Source organism: Janthinobacterium sp. Mn2066 (assembly GCF_049319705.1).
Classification (GTDB): Bacteria; Pseudomonadota; Gammaproteobacteria; order Burkholderiales; family Burkholderiaceae_D; genus Janthinobacterium.
In genome coordinates, this window is sequence record NZ_JBMOUF010000051.1 from 1 (window position 1) to 275 (window position 275).

2 tRNA genes are annotated in these 275 nt (G+C 52.0%); both read left to right on the forward strand.

Annotated elements, in window-relative coordinates:
* Positions 1–76 (forward strand) — tRNA-Ala (locus tag ACL9RI_RS27710).
* A 96-nt stretch (positions 77–172) separates the two neighbouring features.
* A tRNA-Ala gene (locus ACL9RI_RS27715) sits at positions 173–248 on the forward strand.
* Positions 249–275: the final 27 nt, after the last annotated feature.

The window sequence follows — 275 nt, forward strand, 5'->3', positions numbered from 1 at the left end:
GGGGGTATAGCTCAGCTGGGAGAGCGCTTGCATGGCATGCAAGAGGTCAGCGGTTCGATCCCGCTTACCTCCACCAATAGCGCAGGAACCAAGTGGTGAAAAATCTGTAGTAAATCAAAGTCGCCTTGAGCGGCTTTTTTATTTCCGTAGAGTGTTTCGCCATACCCCTCGGGGGAGTGTGGCTTAGCTGTTAGTGCACTTGCATGGCATGCAAGAGGTCAGCGGTTAGCTCCCGCTTACCTCCACCAATAGCGCAGAAACCACAAGATAATCAA